Raw genomic sequence first — 22,245 nt, 5'->3', positions numbered from 1 at the left:
GGCCTCCGCCGGGGCCCAGCCTGAGCCTTGGCGCTTGGCGTGGGTAGAGGCCAGGCTGGCGAGCTTTAGAAGGTCGTCGGCCGTGGCCGAGGGATTGGCCGGCACCCGTCCTTGCCGTCGCCTCCCTCCGGCCACGCCCACGGAGAAGCCCACCCTTTTCCCCTCCACCTCCAGGGGGCTAAGGAGGCTGGGAAGGGCGGGAAGGAGCGCCTGTCTGGGGTGGGGAAAGACCAAGGCGAACTCATCCCCCCCGTAGCGGTAGACCTCCCCGCCCAGGTCTTGGGCAAAGCCCTTCAGCCGCTGGCCCAAGGTCTTTAGAACCCGGTCTCCAAAGGGGTGGCCGTTTTCCTTGTTGAGGCGGCCAAAGTCGTCCAGGTCCACGAAGAGGAGGGTGGGGTCCTTCCCCTGGGCCAGGAGGCTTTCCAGGTGGTAGCGCAACAGGTCGGCCCGGGGGAGGCCGGTGAGGGGGTCAAAGTGCTGGCCCAGGGCGAAGGCCAGGGTCCCTTGGGTGAGGATCCCGAGAAGCTCTCCGTCCTGCATGACCAAAAGCCGCTCCAGGCCCTTGGCCTCCATCAGGCGCTTGGCCTCCAGGAGGCTCGCTTCCGGGGAGATGGCCACCGGGGGACCTTTAAGCACGTCCACCACCAGGCGGTTGGGGTGGGCCCCACGGAGGTCGCGGCTGGTCACCACCCCCAGGACCTGGCCGTCTTCCACCACCACGAGGCTGCCTACCCGCCGATGGGCCATAAGACGGGCGGCTTCCCGCACGCTCGTCCAGGGGCCGACCCGAAAGGGATCCGGGACCATGGCCTCCGCTACCCGGAGCATTTGCAGCTAGTCTAACCTGATAACCCTCCCCGTGTGAAGCACCACTTCCACCTGGGCCCGCACCACTTGTTCTTCGGAAAGGAGGGGGGCCAGCTCTTCCAGGAGCACCTCCTCCAGGGCCTTGGGCTCCAGGGCTTGCAGGAGGTTTTTTCGCACGAGGAGGGCTTCCACCGGGCCCTTCTCCACCCTGAGGAGGGTGAACTGCCCGGGGGCCAGGCTTTCCGCCATGCGCCGCGCCGCTTCGGGGCCGATGGGGGCATGGCGGCCGATGAGGAGAACGTCCCATAGAGGTGGGATCTCAAAGAGCTGGCCGCTTAGGCGGAGTTCCAGCTGCCGTTTAGAGGGGGTATTTTTCTTGGCCATCACCCCAAGTTTACTTCTCCTCCCCGTTCTCCAGCTTCTGGAAGTGCTCCAGGGCCTCCCGCACCTTCTCGTGCACCCAGTAGGCCCTGCGCCCGAAGAGGAGTTCCACCGCCTCGTCCACCTCCTCCACGGCGAAGAGGTGGAAGCGCCCCTTTTCCACCGCCTCCACCACCTCCTCCCGCAGGGTGAGGTGGGGGAGGTTGGCCTTGGGGAGGACCACCCCCTGGGTGCCGGTGAGGCCCAGGGTCTGGCAGACGCGGAAAAAGCCCTCCACCTTCTCCGCCACCCGGCCCACGGCGAGGACCCTTCCCGTCTGGTCCACGGCCCCGGTCACCGCCAGGTCCTGCCTTAGGGGGAGGCCGGAGAGGGCCGAAAGCACCGCCAGAAGCTCGGCGAGGCCCGCCGAGTCCCCCTCGAGGCTCCCGTAGCTTTGCTCAAAGACCAGGCTCACCGTGGCCGAGAGGGCCCCGAGCTGGGCGTAGGTGCCCCGGAGGTATCCCGCCAGGGTGAGGACGGCCTTGTGGAAGACCTGCCCCCCGAGGCCCACCTCCCGGTCAATGGAGAGGATCCCCTCCCGGCCGGGCCCCGCCTGGGCGGTGATGCGCACGGGGCGGCCCGTGGGGAAGGGGCCCTCGAGGACCACGAGGCCGTTCACCTCCCCCACCCGCTCCCCCGTCACCTCCAGGGCCACCACCCCTTCCTCCACGTCCTTGAGGAAGAGCTCCTGTTCCAGGGCGAAGCGGTCCTCCCGGGCCTTTAGGGCCCGCTCCACCCCTTCCCGGCCCACGGGGTCCTGGTAGCGGGCGGCCTCCCGGGCCAGGTCCAGGAGGCGGTAGATGCGGGCGTCCAGCCTTTCCCGGTGTCCGGCCATGCGCCGGGCCTCGTCGGCGAGGGCGGCGAGCCCCTCCGGGAGGAGGCGCACCCCCTGGGCCTCCAGGAAGCCTCCCAGGTGGGCCACGTGCGCCTCGGTGTAGGGCATCTCGGGGTGGAACTCCACCCGGAAGGGGAAGAGCTCCAAAAACTCCTCGTCCTCCTCCAGAAGGGCGATGACCTCCGGGGGGCCCACCAGGAAGACCTGGGCCTTGAGGGGGGCGGGTTGGAGCCTGGGGCCCCGCACCTCGGGCCTGGGGGCGAGGGGCTCTATTTCCCCCGTGGCCAGGCTCCGCTTGAGGAGGGGGTAGCTCCCGAGCTCCAGCACCCGGTGGGCCTCGAGGACCAAAACCCCCCCCGTGGCCCGCATCAGGGCCCCGGGCCGGAGGAGGCCCAGGTGGGTGGTGAGGACCCCCTCCCGGACCTCGTACTCCAGGTGGCCGAAAAGCCTTTCCGGGGTGGGGTTCGGCTCGTAGACCACCCGCGTCCCCCCTTCCACGAGGAGGCGGGGGAGGAGGGCCTCGCCCTCCACCTCCTCCTCCAGGGCCGCGGCCCGGAGAAAGGACTCCAAAAGCCAGTCCAGGTACCGGGCGGCCTCGGGGAAGCGCGCCTTCAGGCCTTCCACCCGGGGCTGGAGGAGGCGCTCGGCGAAGCTGCGGCGCAGGGCCGCCACCTCGGCCTGGGCCCGCTGCCGCACCTCCACGTAGGCCAAAACGGTCTCCTCCAGCTTGGCGGAAAGCTCCGGGGGGAGGGGGCCTTGGCCCGTGAGGGTGAACCCCCCTTCCTCCTCTGCGAGGGCGAAGCCGTGGGCCTTGGCCTCTTGGGCGAGGGCCTGGAGCAGGGCCTCCGCCTCCCTCTCGTAGCGGGACTCCACCAGGTTCTTCGCGTAGAGAAAGCCCTTTTCCCGGAAAAGGCCGGGGGTGAACTCGGCGAAGAGGGCCTCCACCCCTTCCACCAAGGCCCTGCCCTCCCCCTCGGGGAGGAGGAGGGGGAAGGCTTCCTCCCCCAGGGGAAGGTAGACGAGCTCTTCCTTGGGGAAGGCCCGGCCCGCGAGGAAGGCGAGGAGCCGGGTGCGTTTGCCGAGGCCGCTCGGCCCCACCAGGTAGCCGTGCCCCCGGTGGAGGAAGGCGGCCTCGAGGGCCCTTAGCGCCCGCTCCTGTCCGAAGAAGAGGGGGGCGGGCCGGGGACGGGTGGGCGGGGTGAACCAGCGCACGGAGGCGACCCGCATGGGGAACACTATACCGGTCCCGCCTTGGGGGCTTCGGGTAGACTGGCCGTAAAGGGGGGAGAAAGATGGTCAAGGTGGAAGTGCTGGGAATGATTCTTGCCGGAGGCCAGGGGAGCCGCCTCTACCCCCTCACGGCCAAGCGGGCCAAGCCCGCGGTGCCCTTCGGGGCCAAGTACCGCATCATTGACTTTGTCCTCAACAACTTCGTGAACTCCGGCATCTACGCCATCTACGTCCTCACCCAGTACAAAGCCCAGTCCCTCACGGAGCACATCCAGCGCTACTGGCGCTTCGGGGCCTTTTTGGAGGACCACTTCATCCTCCTCGTGCCCGCCCAGATGTACCGCTACGAGGAGCTCGGACCCGTCTGGTACCGGGGCACGGCGGACGCCATCTACCAGAACCTCCACCTGGTGCACAACCACGCCCCCAAGGCGGTAGCCGTCTTCGGCGGGGACCACATCTTCAAGATGAACATCCGCCACATGGTGGAGTACCACTACGACACCCGGGCCGACATCACCATCGCCGCCTACCCCGTCCCCGTGGCCGAGGCCACCCGCTTCGGCGTGTTGCAGGTGGACGAGGAGTGGCGCATCACCGAGTTCCAGGAGAAGCCAGAGGAGCCCAAGCCCATTCCCGGCCGCCCCGGCGTGGCCCTCGCCTCCATGGGCAACTACATCTTCCGCACCGAGGCCCTCTTTGAGCTTCTGGAGGCGGACGCCAGGGACGAGACCAGCGCCCACGACTTCGGCAAGGACGTCATCCCCCGGGCCCTTAGGGAGGGGTATAGGGTCTACGCCTACGACTTCCACCGCAACCCCATCCCCGGCCAGGAGGGCCCCAACCTCTACTGGCGGGACGTGGGGACCCTGGACGCGTATTACGAGGCCAGCATGGACCTGGTGAAGGTGGTCCCCGAGTTTGACCTCTTCAACCCGGAGTGGCCCCTCCGCACCGCCAACCTCTTCAGCCCCCCGGCCAAGTTCGTCCACGAGACCGGGGAGCGGGTGGGGCGGGCCTTAAATAGCCTCCTCGCGGGCGGGGTCATCGTGAGCGGGGGGACGGTGCGGGAGTCCGTCCTCTTCCGGAGGGTGCGGGTGAACTCCTATAGCCTCGTGGAGCGCTCCGTCCTCTTTGACGACGTGGAGGTGGGGCGCTACTGCCGCATCCGGAACGCCATCATTGACAAGAACGTGAAGATCCCTCCCCACACGGAGATCGGCTACGACCTGGAGCTGGACCGGGCCCGGGGGTTCACCGTCACCCCCGAGGGCGTGGTGGTGGTGCCCAAGGGCTACCGCTTTTAGCCATGGAGAAGCATCCCGGTAAGCTCTTTTACCGCCTAAGCCGCTTGGCCCCCGGGGACGCCCTACCCCTCAAGCGGAGGCCCAAGGCCAAGGTCTACGCCAACCCCCTGGAGACCCAGGCCCTGCCCCCCTTCCGCCAGGACGGGGGACCCCCCCTCTTCCGGGCCATGGCCCACCTCAGGCCCCTCCTCCCCGAGGTGGGGGCCTCCCTCACCCTCAAGGACCTCTCCCAGGTCCTCTACCCCCTGGCGGAGCGGGAGGGGCGGCGGGGCTTCCCCTCGGCGGGGGAGGCCTACCCCCTCGAGGCCTACCTGGTGGTGCGCCGGGTGGAGGGGGTCTTCCCCGGGGTCTACCACTACTTCCCCCGGGAGCACCAGCTCTTCCAGATCGCCAGCAAGGTGGAGGAGGCCGCCTGGGCCGAGGCCTTGATGGGGGTGGCCCTGGACCGGGCGGCCGCCCTCCTCGTCCTCACCCTCCTGCCTGAGCGGAGCGAGGCCCTCTTCGGCCTCAGGGGGTACCGCTACGCCCTCCTGGAGGCGGGCTACGCCGCAGGCCTCGTCCTCCTCGCCGCCGTGGGCCAGGGGTTGGCCGCCTACCCGGCGGAGACCTTCCACGACGAGGGGGTGGCCCGGCTTCTGGGCCTTCCCGAGGGGGAGTATCCTGGGATCGTGGTGGTTTTGGGGCGGTGAGTATTCGGGGAAGAATTATGGGAAAGATCCTCTTGGTGGAGGACGACCCCCAGGTGGGCGAGCTGGTGAGGCGCTTTTTAGAGAAAGAAGGGCTAGGGGTAGACTGGGTCCGCTCGGGCAGGGAGGCCCTGGACCGGGTGTGGGGGGGGGGAGAAGCCCGATCTGGTGGTGCTGGACCGGGGCCTGCCGGACGTGGAGGGCTTGGAGGTCCTGAAGGAGCTCCGCGGGCTGGACCCCCTTCTTCCCGTCCTCCTCCTCACGGGGCGCGCCGACGAGGAGAGCCGGGTGGAGGGGCTTCTGGAGGGGGCGGACGACTACCTGGGAAAGCCCTTTTCCTTAAGGGAGCTCCTCGCCCGCATCAAGGCCCTCCTGCGCCGGGCGGGGAAGGAGGGACGGAGGCGCTTCGGGCCCTTGGAGGTGGACCTGGAGGGGCGGAAGGCCTACCTGGAAGGGGAGCCCCTCCGGCTTTCCCCCACGGAGATGAGCCTCCTTTTGGTCTTCGCCCAGGCCCCGGGGCGGGTCTTCACCCGGGAAGAGCTTGTGGAGCGGGTCTGGGGCCCGGAGTTTGAGGGCTCGGAGCGGGTGGTGGACGCCTACGTGCGCCTCCTCCGCAAGAAGCTCAAGGACGACCCCGAGGCCCCCCGCTTCATTGAGACGGTGGTGGGGTTGGGGTACCGCTTCCTCGGGGATTGAGGCCACCCCATGCCGGCTCGCGCCGGCATGGGGGCCCCGGCAAAGGGTTTTCTCGGGTTAGCCGAGGGAAGGAGACGGGGAGAGAGGGTATGAGGACCCCGCCTTGGCGGGGCGCTTGGATGGAGGCCGTCTTCGTCTACGGGACCCTGAAGCGGGGGGAGCGGAACCACCCTTTGGTGCGCCCCTACCTCCACCGGGTCCTTCCCGGCTTCGTGGAGGGCTTTCGCCTCTACCACCTGCCCCAGGGCCCCCACCGCCCCTACGCCTACCCGGGCCTGGTGCCGGGGGAGGGGCGGGTCTTTGGGGAGGTGCTCTTCCTCCGGCCCGAGGCCTTACCCCTTCTGGACGCCCTGGAGGAGGAGGGGGAGGAGTACAGGCGGGTGAGGGTGCGGGTGGAGACGGAGGAAGGCCCCCTGGAGGCCTGGGCCTACCTCTACCTGGGAAGCCTCGAGGGGGCCCTGCCCCTTCCCCAGGGGGTCTGGAAGGGGTAGCATGGGCGTTATGCGCGTGCTCCACGTGGCCCCCGAGGCCTACCCCCTGGCCAAGGTGGGGGGGCTTGCCGACGTGGTGGGGGCCCTCCCCAAGGCCCTGAAGCCTTTGGGGGTGGAGGCCCATGTCCTCCTCCCCTGGCACGGGGGGCTGGAGGCCAGGCGGGTGGGGGAGGTGGCCTTTCCCTTCTTCGGGCGGGAGGAGAGGGCCCCTTTGGGGGAGCGGGTGGAGGGGGGGGTGCGGTTTCTCCTCCTCGGGGTGGAGGGGTTTGGGCGGGAGCGGATCTACGGCTACCCCGACGACGCCGAGCGCTACCTCCGCTTCGCCTTGGCGGCCAAAGAGGTGGCGAGGGGCTACGACCTGGTTCACGCCCACGACTGGACCGCGGCCCTCCTCGCCCTCTACGCCCCCACGGTCTACACCATCCACAACCTGGCCCACCAGGGCCTCGTGGACCCGGGGCTCTTCTTTTCCTGGACCGGGCTTCCCTGGAGCCTCTTCCACATGGAGGCCCTGGAGTTCTACGGCCGGGTGAACCTGATGAAGGGGGGGATCGTCTTCGCCCGCCGGGTCACCACGGTGAGCCCCTCTTACGCCGAGGAGATCCAGACCCCCGGGTTCGGCCTGGGCCTGGACGGGGTCTTGAGGAGGCACGCCGGGAAGCTCAGGGGCATCCTGAACGGCCTGGACACGGAGGTCTTTGACCCCGGTAAAGACCCCTACCTCCCCGCCCCCTACACCCGAGAGGACCCCTCGGGGAAGGCCCGGGCCAAGGAGGTCTTCCGGGAGAGGACGGGGCTTAGGCCTCCCGTTCTCGCCTATATAGGCCGCCTGGACCCCCAGAAGGGCCTGGACCTCCTCCTAAAGGCCCTTCCCCGCCTCCTGGAGATGGGCTTTCGCCTCTACGTCCAAGGCGTGGGGGACGAGGGGCTTCAGGGGGCGTTCCTTCGGGCGGAGGAGGAAAATCCCGAAGGGGTCCGCTTCCTCCCCGCCTACGATGAGGCCATGGCCCGCCTGGCCTACGCCGGGGCGGAGGCGGTCTTGGTCCCGAGCCGCTTTGAGCCCTGCGGCTTGGTGCAGATGATCGCAAGCCGCTACGGCACCCCTCCCGTGGCCCGGGCCGTGGGCGGGCTCAAGGACACCGTGGAGGACGGGAGGACGGGGGTCCTTTTTGAGACCTACCACCCCGAGGGCCTCCTTTACGGCGTGCTCCGCCTCTTCCGCCTGGGGGCGGAGGAGATGGGCCTAAGGGGCATGGAAAAGGACTTCTCCTGGGAGGGCCCGGCGCGGGCCTACCGGGAGGTGTACCGGGAGGCCCTGGGCTAGGATGGAGGGCGTGAAGGACCTCGAGGCGGAGGCCTTTTCCGGGGATCCCAAGGCCCAAGCCCTCCTCCACTTCCTCAGGCTCCTCCGTCGCAAGGACTACGCCGGGGCGCGGGCCTACGCCGAGGGCTTTCCCGAGGGGGAGAGGGAGCGCCTTCTTCGGGGGCTTGCCCTTCTGGAGGAGGACCCCGAGGCCCTGGACGACCCCCTCTTCGCCGCGGAGAAGGAGGTGGTCCTGGGGGTGAAGGCGGTGCGGGAGGGGCGGCGGGAGGAGGCGGAGGCGCACTTCAAAAGGGCCCTCGCCTTGGACCCCGCGCACCACCGGGCCCTCGCCAACCTGGGGACCCTCCACCTGGAGGGGGGGAGGCTGGAGGAGGCCTTGGCCCTCTACCAAGAGGCCCTCAAGCTCGCCCCCGAGGACCCCCTCCTCCACGAGAACCTGGCCGCCCTCTACAAGCGTAAGGGGGACCTGGACAAGATGGTGGCCCACATGAAGCGGGCGACCCGCCTGAAGATGGCCCCGCCCCCCTCCTTAGACCCCCTCACGGGCAGGCCCAGGCGCCCTTTCCGCCTGCCCCTTTGGGCCTGGTTTTTCCTCCTCGCCCTCCTCGCCTACCTCTTCCTCCATAAGCCGTAGGGCCCGGTCCAGGGCCTGGAGGGAGCGGCCCTCGCTGAGGAGTCTTCGCCAAAGCCTCCCCTTGGGCCTTCCCCGGAAGAGGTTGAGCATGTGCCTCAAGACCGCCCAAGGGGGCGTGCCCTTTAGGGCCTCCTCTTCCAGGTAGGCCCGCATCCTCCGGGCCACCTCGAGGCGGCTTGGACGGCGGGGGAGGCCAAAGACCCTCCGGTCCGCCTCCTCCAGGACGAAGGGGTCCTCGTAGACCGCCCGCCCCAACATCACCCCGTCTACCTTCTCCAGGTGGGAGAGGGCCTCCTCCAGGCTCCTTATCCCCCCGTTGGTGACGAAGGTGAGCTGGGGAAAGTCCCCTTTGAGCCGGTGGACCCAGTCGTGGCGCAAGGGGGGGATCTCGCGGTTCGCTTTCGGGGAGAGGGCGAGGAGGGCGCTCCTTGCGTGGACGATGAAGACCTTGACCCCCGCCTCCGCCATGGCCTCCACGGCCTGGGCAAGGCTTTCGTAGGTCTCCCTCCCCTCGAGGCCCAGGCGCAGCTTCACCGTCACGGGGACGCGGACGGCCTCCCCCATGGCCTTTAGGATCTCTTGCACCCGCACGAGGTCCAAGAGGAGGCAGGCCCCATACCCCCCTTCCTGGGCCTTCTCCGAGGGGCAGCCTAGGTTGAGGTTGATCTCGTCGTAGCCGAAGGCCTCGCCGATCCTCGCCGCCTCGGCTAGGCGCTTGGGGTCCCTGCCCGCAAGCTGGAGGGCGATGGGGTGCTCCTCGGGGCGGAAGGCGAGGAGGCGCTCCCGGTTTCCCCTCAGCACCGCCTGGTCCACGGTCATCTCCGTGTAGAGCCTCACCCCCAGGCTCACCTGCCGCACCAGGAAGCGGAAGTGCCGGTCGGTGCGGTCCACCATGGGGGCCACGGAAAGCCTCAGGTCAAGCACCCTTCAGGACCTCCTCGGGAGAGAGGGGCTTGGGCTCGCGGAAGCTGATGGCCTCCCACTCCCCTTCTTCCACCACTTCCAGCCCCGGGCTTAGGGCCTTGAGGCGGGCCACCACTCCTTGCACCAGGTCCTCGGGGGTGCTGGCGGCGGAGGTGATCCCCAGGCTTTCCACCCCCTCCAGCCACTCGGGCCTAAGCTCCTCCGGGCGCTCCAGCCGGTAGGCCCGGCCCACCAGGCTCTGGGCCAGCTCCAAAAGGCGCATCCCGTTGGAGGAGTGGGGGCTCGTGAGGACCAAAAAGGCGTCCACCTTGGGGGCGATCCGCTTCACCGCCTCCTGGCGGTTCTGGGTGGCGTAGCAGAGGTCCTTGCGGGAGGGGACCACCAGCTTGGGGAAGCGCCTTTTGAGGATCTCTATGGTGGCCAGGGTGTCGTCCACGCTCAAGGTGGTCTGGGTGAGGACCACCACCCGCTCGGGGTCCGGCACCTCCACGGTGTGGGGGTCGGCCAGGCGGGGGTCCTTGCCCACGTGGGTGTGCACCGCCACCAGGATGGTCCTCTCCGGGGCCTCCCCGTAGGTGCCCTTGATCTCCTGGTGGTCGGCGGAGTCCCCGATGAGGAGGATCCAGTACCCCTCCTTGGCGTAGCGTTTCGCCTCGGTGTGCACCTTGGTCACCAGGGGGCAGGTGGCGTCCAGGACGGTGAGGCCCATTTCCGCCGCCTGGCGGCGGACCGCAGGGGGGTGGCCGTGGGCCGAGAAGACCACGGTGTCCGCGAGGCGCCTTTCCCGCCTAAGCCTTTCCACCTCGGTCAGGTCCTCCACGAAGTGGACCCCCTTGGCCTTGAGGCGCTCCACCACCACCCGGTTGTGGACGATCTCGTGATAGACCACGAGCTCTCCCTTTTCCTTCAGGGCCTCTGCCCACCGCTCCACCGCCTCAATGGCCATCACCACCCCGGCGCAGAAGCCCCGGGGCCGGGCCAGGTAGACCCGCCGAAGCCCCGTCATCCCCCCATTCTACGGGCCCGGGGCCTCGGGGTCTGTGGCGGGGGAGAGGATCCTCTCCGCCACCTCCCGGACGAAGGGGGTCTGGGCCCGCCTGAGGGCCTTCTGCGCCGTGGCCTTCCCCTTGCCCCCGGGGCGGAAGCCTTCCTGGGCCTGGGCGAGGAGGGCGAGGGCGGCGGCGGGGAAGGGGAGGCCTTCTCCCTCCAGGAGGCCCAGGGCTTCCCCGTAGCGGTGAAGCGCCTCCCGGGGGTTTCCCTCCAGAAGGGCCCGGCTTCCCGCCTGGAAGAGGCGGGCCGCCTTGAGGAGCCCTTCCCCTTCCAAGAGGGGCTCCCCCGCCTCCGCCGAGCGGAAGGCGGCCTCCACGAGCCGCTCCAGGGCGAGGGCCCGCTCCTCCTCGGGGAGGAGGGGGGAGTACTGGGCCTGGAAGAGGGGGGCGAACCAGGAGAGGCGGAGGGGCTTGGCGAGCCTGAAGGTTTCGCCCTGCGCCTCCACCGCCTCTCCCAGAGCCTTGAGGAGGGGGACGAGCCGGGGAAACCGGGCCCGCACCTCCTCCCGCTTGGCCTCGCCCCGGAGGGCGAGGAAGAAGAGGAAGGCCTCTACTCCTTCCACGCCTCCACTTCCTTGTACTGCACCAGGACGGCGAAGAGGGGAGAGGGGCCCTCGGCCACGGCGAACTTCACGTCCACGAGGACCACATCCTCGGAAAGGTCCTCCACGAAGCGGTTCAGGCGCTCTTGGAGGATGTCGGGGTCGTTGGCGGTGATGACCCGGAAGCGCACCCCCTGCATGGCCCCATTATGCCCTGCGCTCCACCAAGGCGGCGAGAAGGCCCTGGAGGTGGTCCAGGGCCTCCTTCCCCGGGAGGTCCCGGAAGGCGGCCTCCAGGAGGGCGAGGCCCTCGGCCTGGAGGCGCTTGGCCTCCGCCTTGGCCCAGGCCAGGGCCCTCGAGGCGAGGAGCCTTTCCAGAAGCCAACCCACCTCCGCCTCGGGCTTCGCCTCCCGGGGCAGGGCGAGGAGGGCGAGGGCCCGGGCCCTTTCCTCGGGGGAAGCCTCCTCCAGGAAGCGGAGGAGGATTAGGGTGCGCTTGCCCTCGTAGAGGTCCCCGGCCCGCTCCTTGCCGTAGGCCTCGTCCCCCTCGAGGTTCAGGATGTCGTCCACGATCTGGAAGGCCATGCCGAGCTTTAGCCCCCCCTCCTCGTAGGCGGCGGGCGGGGTCTTCCCGGCGAGGAGGGCCCCGAGGCGCAAGGGGGCCACGGCGGTGTAGTAGGCGGCCTTGTGGGCCACCATGCGGAAGTAGTCCTCCGGCCTCAGGTCAAAGGTCCCGCTTAGGGTCCAGAGGAGGTCCAGGTGCTGGCCGTAGGCGGTGCGCCGCACCACCTCGTGGAACTCCAAGAGGACCTCCGGGGGGAAAAGCCCCCGGGCGAGGCCTTCCGCGAGGAGGCCCCACATCTCGGCGTGCAGGGCGTCCCCCGCGTTCAGGGCCAGGGGCATGGGGTGGAGGCGGTGGAGGGCGGGCCGGCCCCGGCGCTCCTCGGAGCCGTCCTCAATGTCGTCGTGGATCAGGACCCAGTTCTGGAAAAGCTCCAGGGCAGTCGCGGCTTCCAGGCCCGCTTCCAAGGGCGCCCCGTGGGCCAGGGCGCTGTACACGGTGAGGAGGCCCCGGAGCATCTTCCCCCCCCGCCTGGGGTAGTCCTGGAGGAGGTCCCGGTAAAGGGGGTCGGGGTGGTCCAGGCGGGCGAGGAGCCTTTCTTGGAGGGCCTGCCGGATGGCCTCGGGCGTGGGCACCATGCCTTACACTTTAGGCCATGCGCGGCTACGCCCTGGGCCTTCTCGCCCTGAACCTCCTCACCCTCCTCTGGGGCACCACCTTCGTGGTGGTGAAGGGCGCCGTGGAGGCCATGCCCGCAAGCGCCCTGGTCTTCCTCCGCTTCCTGGTGGCGAGCCTCTTCTTCCTCCCCTGGCTTGCGCGCCTTCCCAGGGGGGCTTGGGGGCCGGGGATGGAGCTCGCCTTCTGGCTCCTCCTGGGGTACGCCAGCCAGGCCATCGGCCTCCAGTACACCTCCGCCAGCCGGAGCGCCTTCATCACCGCCTTGAACGTGGTCCTGGTGCCCCTCCTCCTCTCCCTGGCCGGGAGGAGGGTGGGGCGGGCGGGGGTGGCGGCGCTTCTCGCCTTTTTGGGGGTGGGGCTCCTCTCCTACGATCCCAACCAGCCTCCCTTCAACGTGGGGGACCTCTGGACCCTGGTCACGGCGGTGACCTATGCCCTTTACATCGTCCGCCTCGAGGTCCACGCCAAGGCCATCCCCTCCTTGCCCCTCACCGCGGTCCAGGTGGTGGGCACGGCCCTCCTCGCCGGGCCCTGGGCCCTTTGGGAGGGGGGGCTTTCCTGGGAAGTCCCCTGGGGAGCGGTGCTCTACCTGGGGGTGGTGGCCACGGCCCTCACCACCTGGCTCCAGACCTGGGGGCAGAGGCACGTCCCCGCGCCCCAGGCGGCCGTCCTCTACACCCTGGAGCCGGTCTGGGCCACCCTCTTCGCCTTCCTCCTCCTGGGGGAGCGCATGGGCCTTACGGGGGCCCTGGGGGCTTTTCTGGTGATCGGGGCCACCCTGCAGGCTATCCGCCGATCCCCAGCATGACCCGCTTGCGCAGGGTGGGCAGGGTGTTGCCGAAGGCGGGCTTGCGGTTCGTGGCGATGAGGATGGCGTCCACCAGGGCCTCCACGGGCTCGGGGGCGGCGAAGGCCCAGGCGATGTCCATCTCCAGGTCGGTGAGGAGGCAGGGCCTGAGCTTCTTGTCCGAGGTGAGGCGGAGCCTGGAGCAGTTGGAGCAAAAGGGTTCCGTCACCGGGTTGATGAAGCCCACCGTGCCCTGGGCCCCGGGGACCTTGAAGACCCGGGCCGGGGAGGTGGGGTCGTGGGGGACGGGCTCCAGGGGGCCGTAGACCGCCTCAATCCGGGCCCGGGTCTCTTTGCCGGGGACGAAGCGGCGGCGGTACTCCTCGGGGTCGGAGTTGTCCAGGTGCATGTACTCAATGAAGCGCACGTGGAGGGGTCGGTCCAGGGAAAGCCCCGCCAGGGGCACCACCTCCTCCTCGTTCATCCCCCGGATCACCACGGCGTTGAGCTTCACCGGGTGGAGGCCGAGCTCCAGGGCCTTCTCTATGGCCTCGAGGACCCGCTCCACCTTCCCCCCCCGGGTGATGCGGGCGAAGACCTCGGGGGTGAGGGCGTCTAAGGAGATGTTCACCCGGTTAAGCCCCGCCTCCACGAGCTCCTTGGCCCGCTTGGCGAAGAGGAGGCCGTTGGTGGTGATGGCCACGTCCTCCACCCCTTCCTTCGCCCGGGCCCGGGCGATCATCTCGGGAAGCTCCTTCCGCACCAGGGGCTCACCCCCGGTGAAGCGCACGGAGGAGAGGCCGAGGAGGGAGGCGGCCTCGAGGAAGTGGTCCACCTCCTCCACGGTGAGGGTGCCCGGGGGCTCCCGCATCTCCAGGCCCAGGGGATGGCAGTAGAGGCAGTGGAGGTTGCACCGGGGGGTGACGGAGATGCGGAGGTCCTTGATCACGCGCCCGTAGTTGTCTAAAAGCCTCATCTTCCCCCCTTTGCCGCTCATCTTATCCCAGCCGGGGAAAAAGCGAAACCCCCCAGGGGGACTCCCTGGGGGGTTTAGGGATGGAGCGGGAGACGGGACTTGAACCCGCGACCCCGACCTTGGCAAGGTCGTGCTCTACCGACTGAGCTACTCCCGCGAAAGGGAAAATCCCCCGCACCGACCTACTCTCCCAGGCGGTCGCCCGCCCAGTACCATCGGCGCTGGCGCGTTTCACTTCCGTGTTCGGAATGGGAACGGGTGGTTCCACGCCGCTATGGGCACGGGGGATTCTGGTGTTTTGGGTTTTCAAAATCCCGCGCTGCGGGGGGTAGGGGGTTGCTGGGGTGGGATGGGATGAGTGCGGATGGAGGGGTCAAGACCTCGGACGATTGGGACCGGTCGGCTCAACGCCTCGCGGCGCTTACACCCCCGGCCCATCCACCGGGTGGTCTTCCCGGGTCCTTACCGGCTTAATGCCGTGGGAGGCCTCATCTTGGGGCGGGCTTCCCGCTTAGATGCTTTCAGCGGTTATCCCTTCCGCACATGGCTACCCAGCTTATGCCCCTGGAGGGACAGCTGGGAAACCAGAGGTGCGTCCCTTCCGGTCCTCTCGTACTAGGAAGAGCCCCCTCAAGCCTCCTGCGCCCGTGGCGGATAGAGACCGAACTGTCTCACGACGTTCTGAACCCAGCTCGCGTGCCGCTTTAATGGGCGAACAGCCCAACCCTTGGGACCTTCTTCAGCCCCAGGATGCGACGAGCCGACATCGAGGTGCCAAACCTCCCCGCCGCTGTGGACGCTCGGGGGAGATCAGCCTGTTATCCCCGGGGTAACTTTTATCCGTTGATCGATGGCCCTTCCACACGGGACCACCGGTTCACTAGGCCCGGCTTTCGCCCCTGCTCGGCTTGCAGGCCTCGCAGTCAGGCCCCCTTCTACCCTTGCGCTCTCCGGCGGATTTCCGTCCCGCCTGAGGGGACCTTTGGGCGCCTCCGTTACCCTTTAGGAGGCGACCGCCCCAGTCAAACTGCCCGCCAAGCGCTGTCCCCCCATCCGAGGGTTAGGCCCCCAGCCGCGCCAGGGTGGTATTTCACCGGCGCCTCCCCCCACCCGGCGGGGGTTCACAGGCTCCCACCTATCCTACGCAGGCGCGACCAAGAGCCAACACCAGGCTGCAGTAAAGCTCCACGGGGTCTTTTCGTCCTGCCACGGGTAGGCCGCATCTTCACGGCCAGTTCAATTTCACCGGGTCCCTCGCCGAGACAGCGCTCCGGTCGTTACGCTTTTCGTGCAGGTCGGAACTTACCCGACAAGGAATTTCGCTACCTTAGGACCGTTATAGTTACGGCCGCCGTTCACCGGGGCTTCGGTTTGGGGCTTGCACCCCTCCCCTTGACCTTCCGGCACCGGGCAAGCGTCGCTCCCTATACCTCCTCTTACGAGTTCGCAGAGAGCTGTGTTTTTGGTAAACAGTCGCCAGAGCCTGTTCACTGCGGCTCCCCGGGGCTCATCACCCCAGGGAGCACCCCTTCTCCCGAAGTTACGGGGCCAACTTGCAGAGTTCCTTGGCGAGGGTTCTCCCGCGCGCCTGAGTGCTCTTGCACCCGCCCACCTGTGTCGGTTTGCGGTACGGGTTCCCGCAGGTTGTGCTTAGAGGCTTTTCTTGGCTCCCTGGCTTCGGGGGTTGTCACCCGTACGGGCTTCCCCACCACGCAGAGCTTTTGGGAGGCGGATTTGCCTACCTCCCACCCTGCGCTTCTGGCCGGGCTCGTCCATGGCTCCGGTCCCCCTAGCCTAGAGCGTCCCCCCATCGCACCTGCGGGAAGGGCCGGAATATTAACCGGCTGCCCTTCGGCTACGCCTTTCGGCTTCACCTTAGGTCCCGCCTAACCCTACGCTGACGACCATTGCGTAGGAACCCTTGGGCTTACGGCGAGAGGGATTCTCACCCTCTTTATCGTTACTCATGCCGGCATTCGCACTTCCCTTACCTCCAGCCGCCCTCGCGGGTCGGCCTTCATCGGCATCGGGAACGCTCCCCTACCGCCTGGGGTCATTCCCCAGGCCCGCAGCTTCGGCGCTGGGCTTAAGCCCCGATCATTTTCGGCGCAGCGCCGCTCGACCAGTGAGCTATTACGCACTCTTTAAAGGATGGCTGCTTCTAAGCCAACCTCCTGGCTGTCTTTGCGGCGCCACATCCTTTACCACTTAGCCCAGACTTGGGGGCCTTAGCTGGCGGTCTCGGTTGTTCCCGCGCTCGGACGCGGACGTTATCGCTCGCGCCCTCACTCCCAGGCTCCACCTGGGACCCTTCGGAGTTTGACAGGGTTTGGTAGGCTGGTGGGCCCCCTAGCCCTATCAGTGCTCTACAGGCCCCAGTCAGCGCCTGAGGCTGACCCTAAAGTCATTTCGGGGAGAACCAGCTATCTCCGGGCTCGGTTAGCTTTTCACTCCTAGCCCCAGCTCATCCGAGGGGTTTGCATCCCCCACCGGTTCGGGCCTCCACTGGGTATCACCCCAGCTTCACCCTGGCCAGGGCTAGCTCGCCCGGTTTCGGGTCCACGGCCGCGGACTAGACGCCCTGTTCGGACTCGGTTTCCCTACGCCTCCGCCTCAACGGCTTAAGCTCGCCCACGACCGTGAGTCGCCGGCTCATGCTTCAATAGGCACGCCACAACCCCTTTTGGGGCCGTGACTGCTTGTAAGCCCACGGTTTCAGGCTCTATTTCACTCCCCTCCCGGGGTTCTTTTCACCTTTCCCTCACGGTACTGGTGCGCTATCGGTCACCCGGAGTACTTAGCCTTAGGCGGTGGTCCGCCCAGATTCCCCCATGGCTCCACGGACCACGGGGTACTCGGGTACCCTCACCTATCCCCCCACCTTTCGCCTACGGGGCTTTCACCCTCTCTGGCGCTGCTTCCCAACAGCTTCGGCTAGGCTGGGGATTCGGTGTCCGAGGGCCCCACGACCCCGCCCGGACAAGCCGGGCGGTTTAGGCTGGTCCCCTTTCGCTCGCCGCTACTCAGGGAGTCGATTTCTCTTTCCTCTCCTCTGGGTACTGAGATGTTTCAGTTCCCCAGGTTCCCCCCGCGCAAGAGCGCGGTGACCGGCGTTCCCGCCGGCCGGGTTCCCCCATTCGGACATCCAGGGATCAACGCCCGCTACCGGCTCCCCCTGGCTTATCGCAGGTAGCCACGTCCTTCATCGGCTCGGGTGCCGAGGCATCCACCGTGGGCCCTTACCATCTTGACCCCTCAAAGGACCCTCAAAGCCCTTCATCCACCCCAGCTTTCAAGATCCCCCGCTACCCCCCTCAGGGCAGCGCAATCCCTAAGTTAGCACCCTGGCTTTTCCTTGTCAACATCCCCCGGGCCTGAGCTCTCATCACTTTCCTCCCCCCAGTTCCTGAAGCAACCTGACCAGCTCCTCCACCACTGCTTCCCTCCAAGGCGGGGGCCCCTGGGCCAGGGCGATCCGGCCCAGACGGAAGAGGCTTTGCCGCTCGGGATGGGCCAGAAGCCGGGGAAGCCATTCCCTGCCCTGCAAGCGCGCCCCCAGAAGGACCAAGAGCGCCATCCCCAAGGCCAGAAGCCATAACCACCCCCTGAGGCTCGCCCCCGTCCGCAGCCGATGGCGGTCCAGCCCAAACCCCTGCCCCTTCAGGTCCCTAAACCCCTCTTCAATCCACATCCGCCACCCATAGGGCGGCTCCCCCCCAAAAGGGCCCGAATAGGCCAGATACCAGGGATCCCGACCCCCTGGGTACACCAGGAGGGTGACTTCTACCCCCTCCCCACCGTGTCCGAAAAGGCGGACCTCCTCCCGCAGGGGGTGGACCACACGCCGGTAGCCCTCCTTCAGGGGAAGGCGCTTCCCCCTTGGGGTTCCACCTCCCGGTTCTGCCGCAGGCGGATGAGGAAGCCCATGCCCCACCCCTGGAGCTTTCGCATCAGGGAGACCCGGTCAAAGCCGCGGTCCAGGAGGAAGAGGGGGTATATCCCAGGTCCTGGACGGCGCGGCCCAGGCGGTGGAGGAACTCCTCCTCCACCCGGTTTTGACTGGGGAAAGGGGAGAGGGGGTGAAGAGCGAAGGCCACCACCAGGGCCCTTCCCTTGAGGGGAAGGGCGGCCACCAGGGCTTGGTGCCTACCGTCCTCTGTGAAGGTCCAGTCCACGATGAGGGGGAGGGGGCGGTCTTTGGGGAAACGAGGGACGAGGAGGGGGAGGAGGGCTTCGGTGAGGGCCCAGGGGTCTTGCAGGGTGGGGTGATGGAGGAAGCGCCAGAGGCGATTGAGGCGGCTTTGGGCCAGGGTGGGGAGGGGGGTTCTGCGGGCGAGGTCGGAGAGGGTGGGGTCCAGGGGGGTAGTGAGGAGGGTGGACAGGAAGAGGGCGAGGTTGGAGCGGATGGTTTTCCTGAGGGAGGCGAAGACCTTATGGACCCAGAGGGTGATAACTTGGGAAAGGGGGGTGGTGGGCGGCACACCTTACTTACCCCCCTCTTCTCTTCCCTTGTCAAGCCCCAGCCCTCAAAGTGATGAGAGCTCAGATGTGGACCCCCTAGACTAGACGCCAACTTTGATGTAGGATGACCCCATCCGGGAGGTTAGTGAAGAAGCCCAAAGCGGTACCCCCACAGGTTAAGTTTCAAGCAGCTCTGGAGGCCATCAAGGGGGAGAAGAGCCTGGTGGAACTCGCCCGCATCTACAATGTCCACCCCAACACCATCGTGAAGTGGAAGGCGGAGCTCATGGAGAAGGGGGCCACCATCTTCTCCAACGAGACCCAAGGTCAGCCCGTCAGGGCTAGCTTGTGAAGGAGCTGGAGAAGAAGATCCGTGACCTGGAACAGCTCATCGGCAAAAAGGAAGTGGAGATCGCCCTCCTAAAAAAGCCGAACCTACGCTTCGCGTGACCCTAGGGCAGGGGAGGTAAAGCGGATGACCCTGGGCGAGCGCATCGACCTGGCCCGCGAGGCGCTGGCCCAGGGTCTGGCTCCCCTGCCCATCGTCCTCAGCGCTCTGGAGATCCCTCGGGCCACCTGGTACTACTACCGGAAGCAGAAGGTGGGTCAGGCGAAGCCTAGCTTGGGGCGGACAGGAAAAGGGAGGAGGAAGACCTCCGCCTCAAGGGGGCCATCGAAGAGGTCTTGCTGGAGCACCCCGAGTACGGCTACCGCCGGGTCACCAAGGAGCTCCACAGAAAGGGCATTCTGGTCAACCACAAACGGGTCCACCGCCTACTGCAGGACTTCCACCTCTCCCTGAAGCGCACCGTTCGGAGGCCCAAGCCCAACCCCCTGCTGCAGATCGTCCTCCTGGCCGGGGACAGAGCAGACTTGAGGGCCTCCCTTCTCAGGCAGAGGGAACCGGAGCCCTTTGAGCTCTTGTACACCGACTTCACCCTCCTGCCCTACCGGGGAGGGAAGGCCTGGTTCGTGCCCATCCTGGGTCAGCCGCCTTGGCGGCTACGTTCCCCACAGAACCCGGATGGTGGTGGCCTGGGGTTTAGGGCCTTCTCCCTCGGCGGAGCTGGCCCTGGAGGCGTGGGAGGAGGCCAAGGCCTTTCTCCAGGCCCAGGTGGGGAGGCTCCCCAGGGCCCTGGTGCACCATGACCAGGGGGGACCTTTCCTGAGCCACGACTGGGTGGGGACGCTTCTTCTCAGGGACGGGCAGCGGCTTTCCTACAGCCTGATGGGGGCTAAGGGAAACCCTGTGGTGGAGAGCTTTTTTGCCCGGTTCAAGGGGGAGGGAGGAGACCAGTTTTTGGAGGCCAGAAGCCTTGGGGAGCTAAAGGAGGTGGTGAAGGAGCGCCTACGCTACTACCACGAGAGCTGGCTGCACTCGGGGCTCGGTTATCGGACGCCGAGGGAGGCGATGGAGGAGGCGCTGGGGCAAAGCACACAGGACATCACATGGGAGGCAGGGTGAAAGTGTCTAAGTTTAGGGGGCTGGATCAAGCCTTCTTGACCCTCCGCCACAGTTCGTTCAGGGTCAGGTGGTCGGCCACGGTCATGGACGAAGAATACAAAACAAGAAAGGGTATGAGGACGTAAAACCCCTCCTTCCCCCGGGCCACCTCCAAGAAGACGGCCACACCCCCGGGAACGGGCACCGGGGTCTTCTCCAGGGAAAGGGTTTCCGGGAGCTCTCCTTTGAGCAGGGCGTGGGCCACGGCGTACCTCCTTATGGGGGACCAAGGGGTGGGGTCCTCGGCCACCTTGGTGAAGACCGCGTGGAAGAAGGTCCTTCCCACCTCCTTCCACTTGAGGGCGTACTTGGTCTTCAGGTGGGCCTCGGGGGGCGGCCCCACCTCTATGCGGTAGAGCCCGGTGCGCTCCGCTTCCTCCAGGGCGAAGCCGAAATACTCCTCGTGGTCCGTGGTGAGGAGGAGGGCCCCCCCTTCCCCAAGCCTCGTGGAAAGCCTCCGGAAAAAGGCCTCCTGGAGGAGGCGCCTTTCCTGGTGGCGCTTCTTGGGCCAGGGGTCGGGGAAGTTCACGATGACCCGGTGGAGGCTCCCCGGGGGCACCAGGTTCCTGAGGGCGAAAGGCCCCTCCCCGTGGTAGAGGCGGACGTTTTCCACCCCCTCCCGCTTCATCCGCCGGTAGGCCCTAAGGACGCTCGCCGCCGAGACCTCCGCCCCCAGGACGAGCCAGTCGGGGTGCTCCTTGGCAAGCTCCGCGGTGAAGCGCCCGTCCCCGAAGCCGATCTCCAGGACCAAAGGGCCTTCCCGCCCGAAGAGGTCCTTTAGGGCCGGGGGCCAGGCGGGCAGGAGGGCGGGGCGCACCAGCACGAGGAGGGATTATAGGGAGCCTTCACACCCTTTTCAAAGGGGGGGCGTACCTTGCGTTTCAGGAGGAGGTTGCCATGGCCCTATTCGGAAGCCTGGATTCCATGCCCCTGGGGGAGATCCTCTCCCTACTCGCCCATAAAGAAGGGGCTTTGGAGGTCTGGAACCTCAAGGAGATCCCCCCCACCACCATCTACCTCAAGCCCGGGCGGATCCGCTCCGTTGACCAGCACGGCAAGCCCCTTCCCCCCTTGAGCGCCAAGGCCACCCTGCAGGCCTTGCTCCTGGCCAAAGAGGGAAGCTTTGAGTTCCACCCCGGGGCCAGGCCCAGGCACAAGGAGCGCCTGAACTGGCCCACGGAAAGGGTCCTCCTCTCCCTCACCACGCTCCAGGACGAGCTTGAGCATTACCGCCCCTTCCTCCCCTCCCCCGAGGCCCGCTTCCGCCTGGCGGGGAGCTCCCCCGAGGACCCACGCTTCAAGGAGTTCTTCCAGCTCGCCCTGCCCCACCTCAAGCGGGGGGCCTCGGCCAGGGAGCTCGCCCAGGCCCTCTCCATCCCCCTGGACCAGGTGCGCCTCTACCTCTACAAGCTCCAGGGGCTAGGGGCCGTCCGGCGGGCGGAGATGGGGGCCAGGCCCAAGGACAAGGGCCTCCTCCAGGGACTCCTTTCGGGCCTGAGGAGCCTATGGGCCCGCTAAAGCTCGTGATCTCCGGCCCCGTGGGCGCGGGGAAGACCACCCTGGCCCGGACCCTTTTGGGGGAGGGCTTCCTCGCCACGGAGGCCAAGGCGAGCGAAGACCTGGGCAAGGAGACCAACCGTGGCCCTGGACTTTGGGGTGCTCCAAGTGGGGCCCTACCCCGTCCACCTCTTCGGCACCCCGGGGCAGGAGCGCTTCAGCTTCATGTGGGACGTCCTCATGGAAGGGGCCTTGGGGCTTCTCCTCCTGGTGGCCGGGGACCGCCCCGAGGGGCTCCCCAAGGCCCGCTATATCCTGGAGCACCTCACCACCCGCCACCCCGTGCCCTACCTGGTGGGGGTCACCCGCTTGGACCTGCCCAAGGCCTGGACGCCCGAGGAGGTGGCCCTCTACCTGCGCCTCCCCGAGGAGCGGGTGGTGGGCCTAGACCCGAGGAGGCGGGAGGAGGCCTTTGGAGCCGTGGAGAAGCTCTTAGAACTCACCCTGAAGGAGGGGAAAGATGATTGAGGCCATCGTCCTCGCCCACATGCGGTACCTAGAAAACGTGGCCCGCTTCCTGGAAGGAGGGGAGTTTCCTCCCCTGAGCGCGCCCACGGAGTGCAGCCTGGGCCGATGGTACCGGGAGGCCGCCCCGCGGTACGGGGAAAGGGCCGAGTTCCAGGAGCTCGGCGTCCTCCACGAGGCCTTCCACGAGGTCACCGAGAAGGCGGTGCGGCTTTTTGAAGAAGGCAAGCGGGAAGAAGCGGAGGGGCTTTTGAGCGAGGCTTACCGGCTCTTCGGCAGGATTGAGCACCTTCTCCTTTCTTTGGAGTAA

General features: G+C 67.6%; 21 protein-coding genes, 1 tRNA gene, 2 rRNA genes and 3 pseudogenes. 13 read left to right on the top strand and 14 right to left on the bottom strand.

Annotated features, from left to right (window positions below; all coding sequences use genetic code 11):
* Window positions 1-84: 84 nt before the first annotated feature.
* The 3 genes and pseudogenes from TthTMY_RS09420 to TthTMY_RS09410 all read right to left on the bottom strand — a co-directional run.
* Window positions 85-807: pseudogene (locus TthTMY_RS09420) on the bottom strand (GGDEF domain-containing protein); the annotation flags it as partial.
* Between the two features lie 27 nt (window positions 808-834).
* Entirely contained in the window at window positions 835-1,191 is a 357-nt protein-coding gene (locus TthTMY_RS09415; RefSeq protein ID WP_011174324.1) for a hypothetical protein, read from the bottom strand.
* A 10-nt stretch (window positions 1,192-1,201) separates the two neighbouring features.
* Window positions 1,202-3,289, bottom strand: a complete 2,088-nt coding sequence (locus TthTMY_RS09410) for an AAA family ATPase (RefSeq protein ID WP_096413003.1) — start codon at window positions 3,287-3,289, stop codon at window positions 1,202-1,204.
* Window positions 3,290-3,354: 65 nt separating this feature from the next.
* Here TthTMY_RS09410 and glgC point away from each other — a divergent pair, with 65 nt between their 5' ends.
* From glgC to TthTMY_RS09380, 6 genes and pseudogenes are all read left to right on the top strand, one after another.
* Window positions 3,355-4,599 carry a glucose-1-phosphate adenylyltransferase gene (gene glgC, locus TthTMY_RS09405; protein ID WP_096411074.1) on the top strand — a complete coding sequence of 415 codons (1,245 nt, stop codon included), beginning with the start codon at window positions 3,355-3,357 and terminating at the stop codon, window positions 4,597-4,599.
* 2 nt (window positions 4,600-4,601) lie between these two features.
* Entirely contained in the window at window positions 4,602-5,288 is a 687-nt protein-coding gene (locus TthTMY_RS09400) for a SagB/ThcOx family dehydrogenase (protein WP_096411073.1), read from the top strand.
* Window positions 5,289-5,305: 17 nt separating this feature from the next.
* Window positions 5,306-5,981, top strand: a pseudogene (locus TthTMY_RS09395) (response regulator transcription factor).
* 119 nt (window positions 5,982-6,100) lie between these two features.
* Complete coding sequence (locus tag TthTMY_RS09390) at window positions 6,101-6,472, top strand: gamma-glutamylcyclotransferase family protein (RefSeq protein WP_096411072.1); 372 nt, start codon at window positions 6,101-6,103, stop codon at window positions 6,470-6,472.
* A gap of 1 nt (window position 6,473) precedes the next feature.
* Window positions 6,474-7,796 (top strand): glycogen synthase family protein, encoded by a 1,323-nt coding sequence (locus tag TthTMY_RS09385; protein ID WP_096411071.1) that lies wholly within the window; start codon window positions 6,474-6,476, stop codon window positions 7,794-7,796.
* Window position 7,797: 1 nt separating this feature from the next.
* Window positions 7,798-8,430, top strand: coding sequence for a tetratricopeptide repeat protein (locus TthTMY_RS09380; protein ID WP_223903211.1), 633 nt, complete (start codon window positions 7,798-7,800; stop codon window positions 8,428-8,430).
* Here the strand turns inward: TthTMY_RS09380 and dusA are convergent.
* Genes dusA through TthTMY_RS09355 form a run of 5 tightly spaced genes read right to left on the bottom strand, consistent with a single transcriptional unit; the run spans window position 8,326 to window position 12,145 of the window.
* Window positions 8,326-9,354, bottom strand: a complete 1,029-nt coding sequence (dusA, locus tag TthTMY_RS09375) for a tRNA dihydrouridine(20/20a) synthase DusA (protein WP_223903210.1) — start codon at window positions 9,352-9,354, stop codon at window positions 8,326-8,328. The genes TthTMY_RS09380 and dusA overlap by 105 nt on opposite strands.
* Window positions 9,347-10,360, bottom strand: coding sequence for a 4-hydroxy-3-methylbut-2-enyl diphosphate reductase (gene ispH, locus TthTMY_RS09370; RefSeq protein WP_096411070.1), 1,014 nt, complete (start codon window positions 10,358-10,360; stop codon window positions 9,347-9,349). The genes dusA and ispH overlap by 8 nt, the downstream gene beginning before the upstream one ends.
* A 9-nt stretch (window positions 10,361-10,369) precedes the next feature.
* Window positions 10,370-10,966 (bottom strand): hypothetical protein, encoded by a 597-nt coding sequence (locus TthTMY_RS09365; RefSeq protein ID WP_096411069.1) that lies wholly within the window; start codon window positions 10,964-10,966, stop codon window positions 10,370-10,372.
* Window positions 10,954-11,145, bottom strand: a complete 192-nt coding sequence (locus TthTMY_RS09360) for a hypothetical protein (protein ID WP_093008382.1) — start codon at window positions 11,143-11,145, stop codon at window positions 10,954-10,956. Before TthTMY_RS09360 ends, TthTMY_RS09365 begins: the two co-directional genes overlap by 13 nt.
* Window positions 11,146-11,152: 7 nt before the next feature.
* A complete protein-coding gene (locus tag TthTMY_RS09355) occupies window positions 11,153-12,145 on the bottom strand; it encodes a polyprenyl synthetase family protein (RefSeq protein ID WP_223903209.1) in 993 nt (330 codons plus the stop codon).
* A gap of 17 nt (window positions 12,146-12,162) precedes the next feature.
* Here TthTMY_RS09355 and TthTMY_RS09350 point away from each other — a divergent pair, with 17 nt between their 5' ends.
* The gene (locus tag TthTMY_RS09350; RefSeq protein WP_096411068.1) at window positions 12,163-12,993 is read left to right on the top strand and encodes a DMT family transporter; all 831 of its coding nucleotides are present in this window, start codon (window positions 12,163-12,165) and stop codon (window positions 12,991-12,993) included.
* Here TthTMY_RS09350 and moaA read toward each other — a convergent pair.
* From moaA to TthTMY_RS09325, 5 genes and pseudogenes are all read right to left on the bottom strand, one after another.
* The gene (gene moaA / locus TthTMY_RS09345) at window positions 12,971-13,948 is read right to left on the bottom strand and encodes a GTP 3',8-cyclase MoaA (RefSeq protein ID WP_096413000.1); all 978 of its coding nucleotides are present in this window, start codon (window positions 13,946-13,948) and stop codon (window positions 12,971-12,973) included. The genes TthTMY_RS09350 and moaA overlap by 23 nt on opposite strands.
* Window positions 13,949-14,029: 81 nt before the next feature.
* Window positions 14,030-14,105, bottom strand: a tRNA-Gly gene (locus tag TthTMY_RS09340).
* A gap of 12 nt (window positions 14,106-14,117) precedes the next feature.
* A 5S ribosomal RNA gene (gene rrf, locus TthTMY_RS09335) occupies window positions 14,118-14,234 on the bottom strand.
* Between the two features lie 83 nt (window positions 14,235-14,317).
* Window positions 14,318-17,201, bottom strand: a 23S ribosomal RNA gene (locus TthTMY_RS09330).
* A 132-nt stretch (window positions 17,202-17,333) separates the two neighbouring features.
* Window positions 17,334-18,429 (bottom strand): annotated as a pseudogene (locus TthTMY_RS09325) (IS4 family transposase).
* Window positions 18,430-18,554: 125 nt separating this feature from the next.
* On the opposite strand from TthTMY_RS09325, the gene TthTMY_RS09320 reads away from it, so the two are divergent.
* The 3 genes from TthTMY_RS09320 to TthTMY_RS09310 all read left to right on the top strand — a co-directional run bounded on the left by TthTMY_RS09320 (window position 18,555) and on the right by TthTMY_RS09310 (window position 19,874).
* Complete coding sequence (locus TthTMY_RS09320; protein WP_096411067.1) at window positions 18,555-18,761, top strand: transposase; 207 nt, start codon at window positions 18,555-18,557, stop codon at window positions 18,759-18,761.
* 332 nt (window positions 18,762-19,093) lie between these two features.
* Window positions 19,094-19,558, top strand: coding sequence for an IS3 family transposase (locus TthTMY_RS11970; protein ID WP_418952558.1), 465 nt, complete (start codon window positions 19,094-19,096; stop codon window positions 19,556-19,558).
* On the top strand, window positions 19,440-19,874 hold the full coding sequence (locus TthTMY_RS09310; RefSeq protein ID WP_223903543.1) for an integrase core domain-containing protein: 435 nt from the start codon (window positions 19,440-19,442) through the stop codon (window positions 19,872-19,874). Before TthTMY_RS11970 ends, TthTMY_RS09310 begins: the two co-directional genes overlap by 119 nt.
* A gap of 25 nt (window positions 19,875-19,899) precedes the next feature.
* Here TthTMY_RS09310 and trmB read toward each other — a convergent pair whose 3' ends face one another.
* Window positions 19,900-20,736, bottom strand: a complete 837-nt coding sequence (trmB, locus tag TthTMY_RS09305; RefSeq protein WP_096411064.1) for a tRNA (guanosine(46)-N7)-methyltransferase TrmB — start codon at window positions 20,734-20,736, stop codon at window positions 19,900-19,902.
* A gap of 74 nt (window positions 20,737-20,810) precedes the next feature.
* Between trmB and TthTMY_RS09300 the strand changes: the two genes are divergently transcribed.
* The 3 genes from TthTMY_RS09300 (at window position 20,811) to TthTMY_RS09290 (ending at window position 22,245) form a co-directional block, all read left to right on the top strand.
* Window positions 20,811-21,431 (top strand): DUF4388 domain-containing protein, encoded by a 621-nt coding sequence (locus tag TthTMY_RS09300; protein WP_096411063.1) that lies wholly within the window; start codon window positions 20,811-20,813, stop codon window positions 21,429-21,431.
* A gap of 120 nt (window positions 21,432-21,551) precedes the next feature.
* Window positions 21,552-21,938 carry an ATP/GTP-binding protein gene (locus TthTMY_RS09295; RefSeq protein ID WP_223903208.1) on the top strand — a complete coding sequence of 129 codons (387 nt, stop codon included), beginning with the start codon at window positions 21,552-21,554 and terminating at the stop codon, window positions 21,936-21,938.
* Window positions 21,931-22,245: a CZB domain-containing protein gene (locus tag TthTMY_RS09290; protein ID WP_096411062.1), complete on the top strand. Its 315-nt coding sequence runs from the start codon at window positions 21,931-21,933 to the stop codon at window positions 22,243-22,245. Before TthTMY_RS09295 ends, TthTMY_RS09290 begins: the two co-directional genes overlap by 8 nt.

The sequence above is a fragment of the Thermus thermophilus genome (genome assembly GCF_019974155.1).
GTDB lineage: Bacteria > Deinococcota > Deinococci > Deinococcales > Thermaceae > Thermus > Thermus thermophilus_C.
The sequence above is the reverse complement of the archived record's forward strand: the minus strand, read 5'-3'. Positions and strand labels throughout refer to the sequence as shown.

Coding starts and splice junctions, on each gene's coding strand:
- TthTMY_RS09380 (WP_223903211.1), top strand. CDS start 7,798: ATGGAGGGCGTGAAGGACCTCGAGGCGGAGGCCTTTTCCGGGGATCCC.
- TthTMY_RS09360 (WP_093008382.1), bottom strand. CDS start 11,145: ATGCAGGGGGTGCGCTTCCGGGTCATCACCGCCAACGACCCCGACATC.
- TthTMY_RS09385 (WP_096411071.1), top strand. CDS start 6,474: ATGGGCGTTATGCGCGTGCTCCACGTGGCCCCCGAGGCCTACCCCCTG.
- moaA (WP_096413000.1), bottom strand. CDS start 13,948: ATGAGGCTTTTAGACAACTACGGGCGCGTGATCAAGGACCTCCGCATC.
- TthTMY_RS09415 (WP_011174324.1), bottom strand. CDS start 1,191: ATGGCCAAGAAAAATACCCCCTCTAAACGGCAGCTGGAACTCCGCCTA.
- TthTMY_RS09390 (WP_096411072.1), top strand. CDS start 6,101: ATGGAGGCCGTCTTCGTCTACGGGACCCTGAAGCGGGGGGAGCGGAAC.
- TthTMY_RS09350 (WP_096411068.1), top strand. CDS start 12,163: ATGCGCGGCTACGCCCTGGGCCTTCTCGCCCTGAACCTCCTCACCCTC.
- TthTMY_RS09410 (WP_096413003.1), bottom strand. CDS start 3,289: ATGCGGGTCGCCTCCGTGCGCTGGTTCACCCCGCCCACCCGTCCCCGG.
- TthTMY_RS09300 (WP_096411063.1), top strand. CDS start 20,811: ATGGCCCTATTCGGAAGCCTGGATTCCATGCCCCTGGGGGAGATCCTC.
- TthTMY_RS09290 (WP_096411062.1), top strand. CDS start 21,931: ATGATTGAGGCCATCGTCCTCGCCCACATGCGGTACCTAGAAAACGTG.
- TthTMY_RS09355 (WP_223903209.1), bottom strand. CDS start 12,145: ATGGTGCCCACGCCCGAGGCCATCCGGCAGGCCCTCCAAGAAAGGCTC.
- glgC (WP_096411074.1), top strand. CDS start 3,355: ATGGTCAAGGTGGAAGTGCTGGGAATGATTCTTGCCGGAGGCCAGGGG.
- TthTMY_RS09400 (WP_096411073.1), top strand. CDS start 4,602: ATGGAGAAGCATCCCGGTAAGCTCTTTTACCGCCTAAGCCGCTTGGCC.
- ispH (WP_096411070.1), bottom strand. CDS start 10,360: ATGACGGGGCTTCGGCGGGTCTACCTGGCCCGGCCCCGGGGCTTCTGC.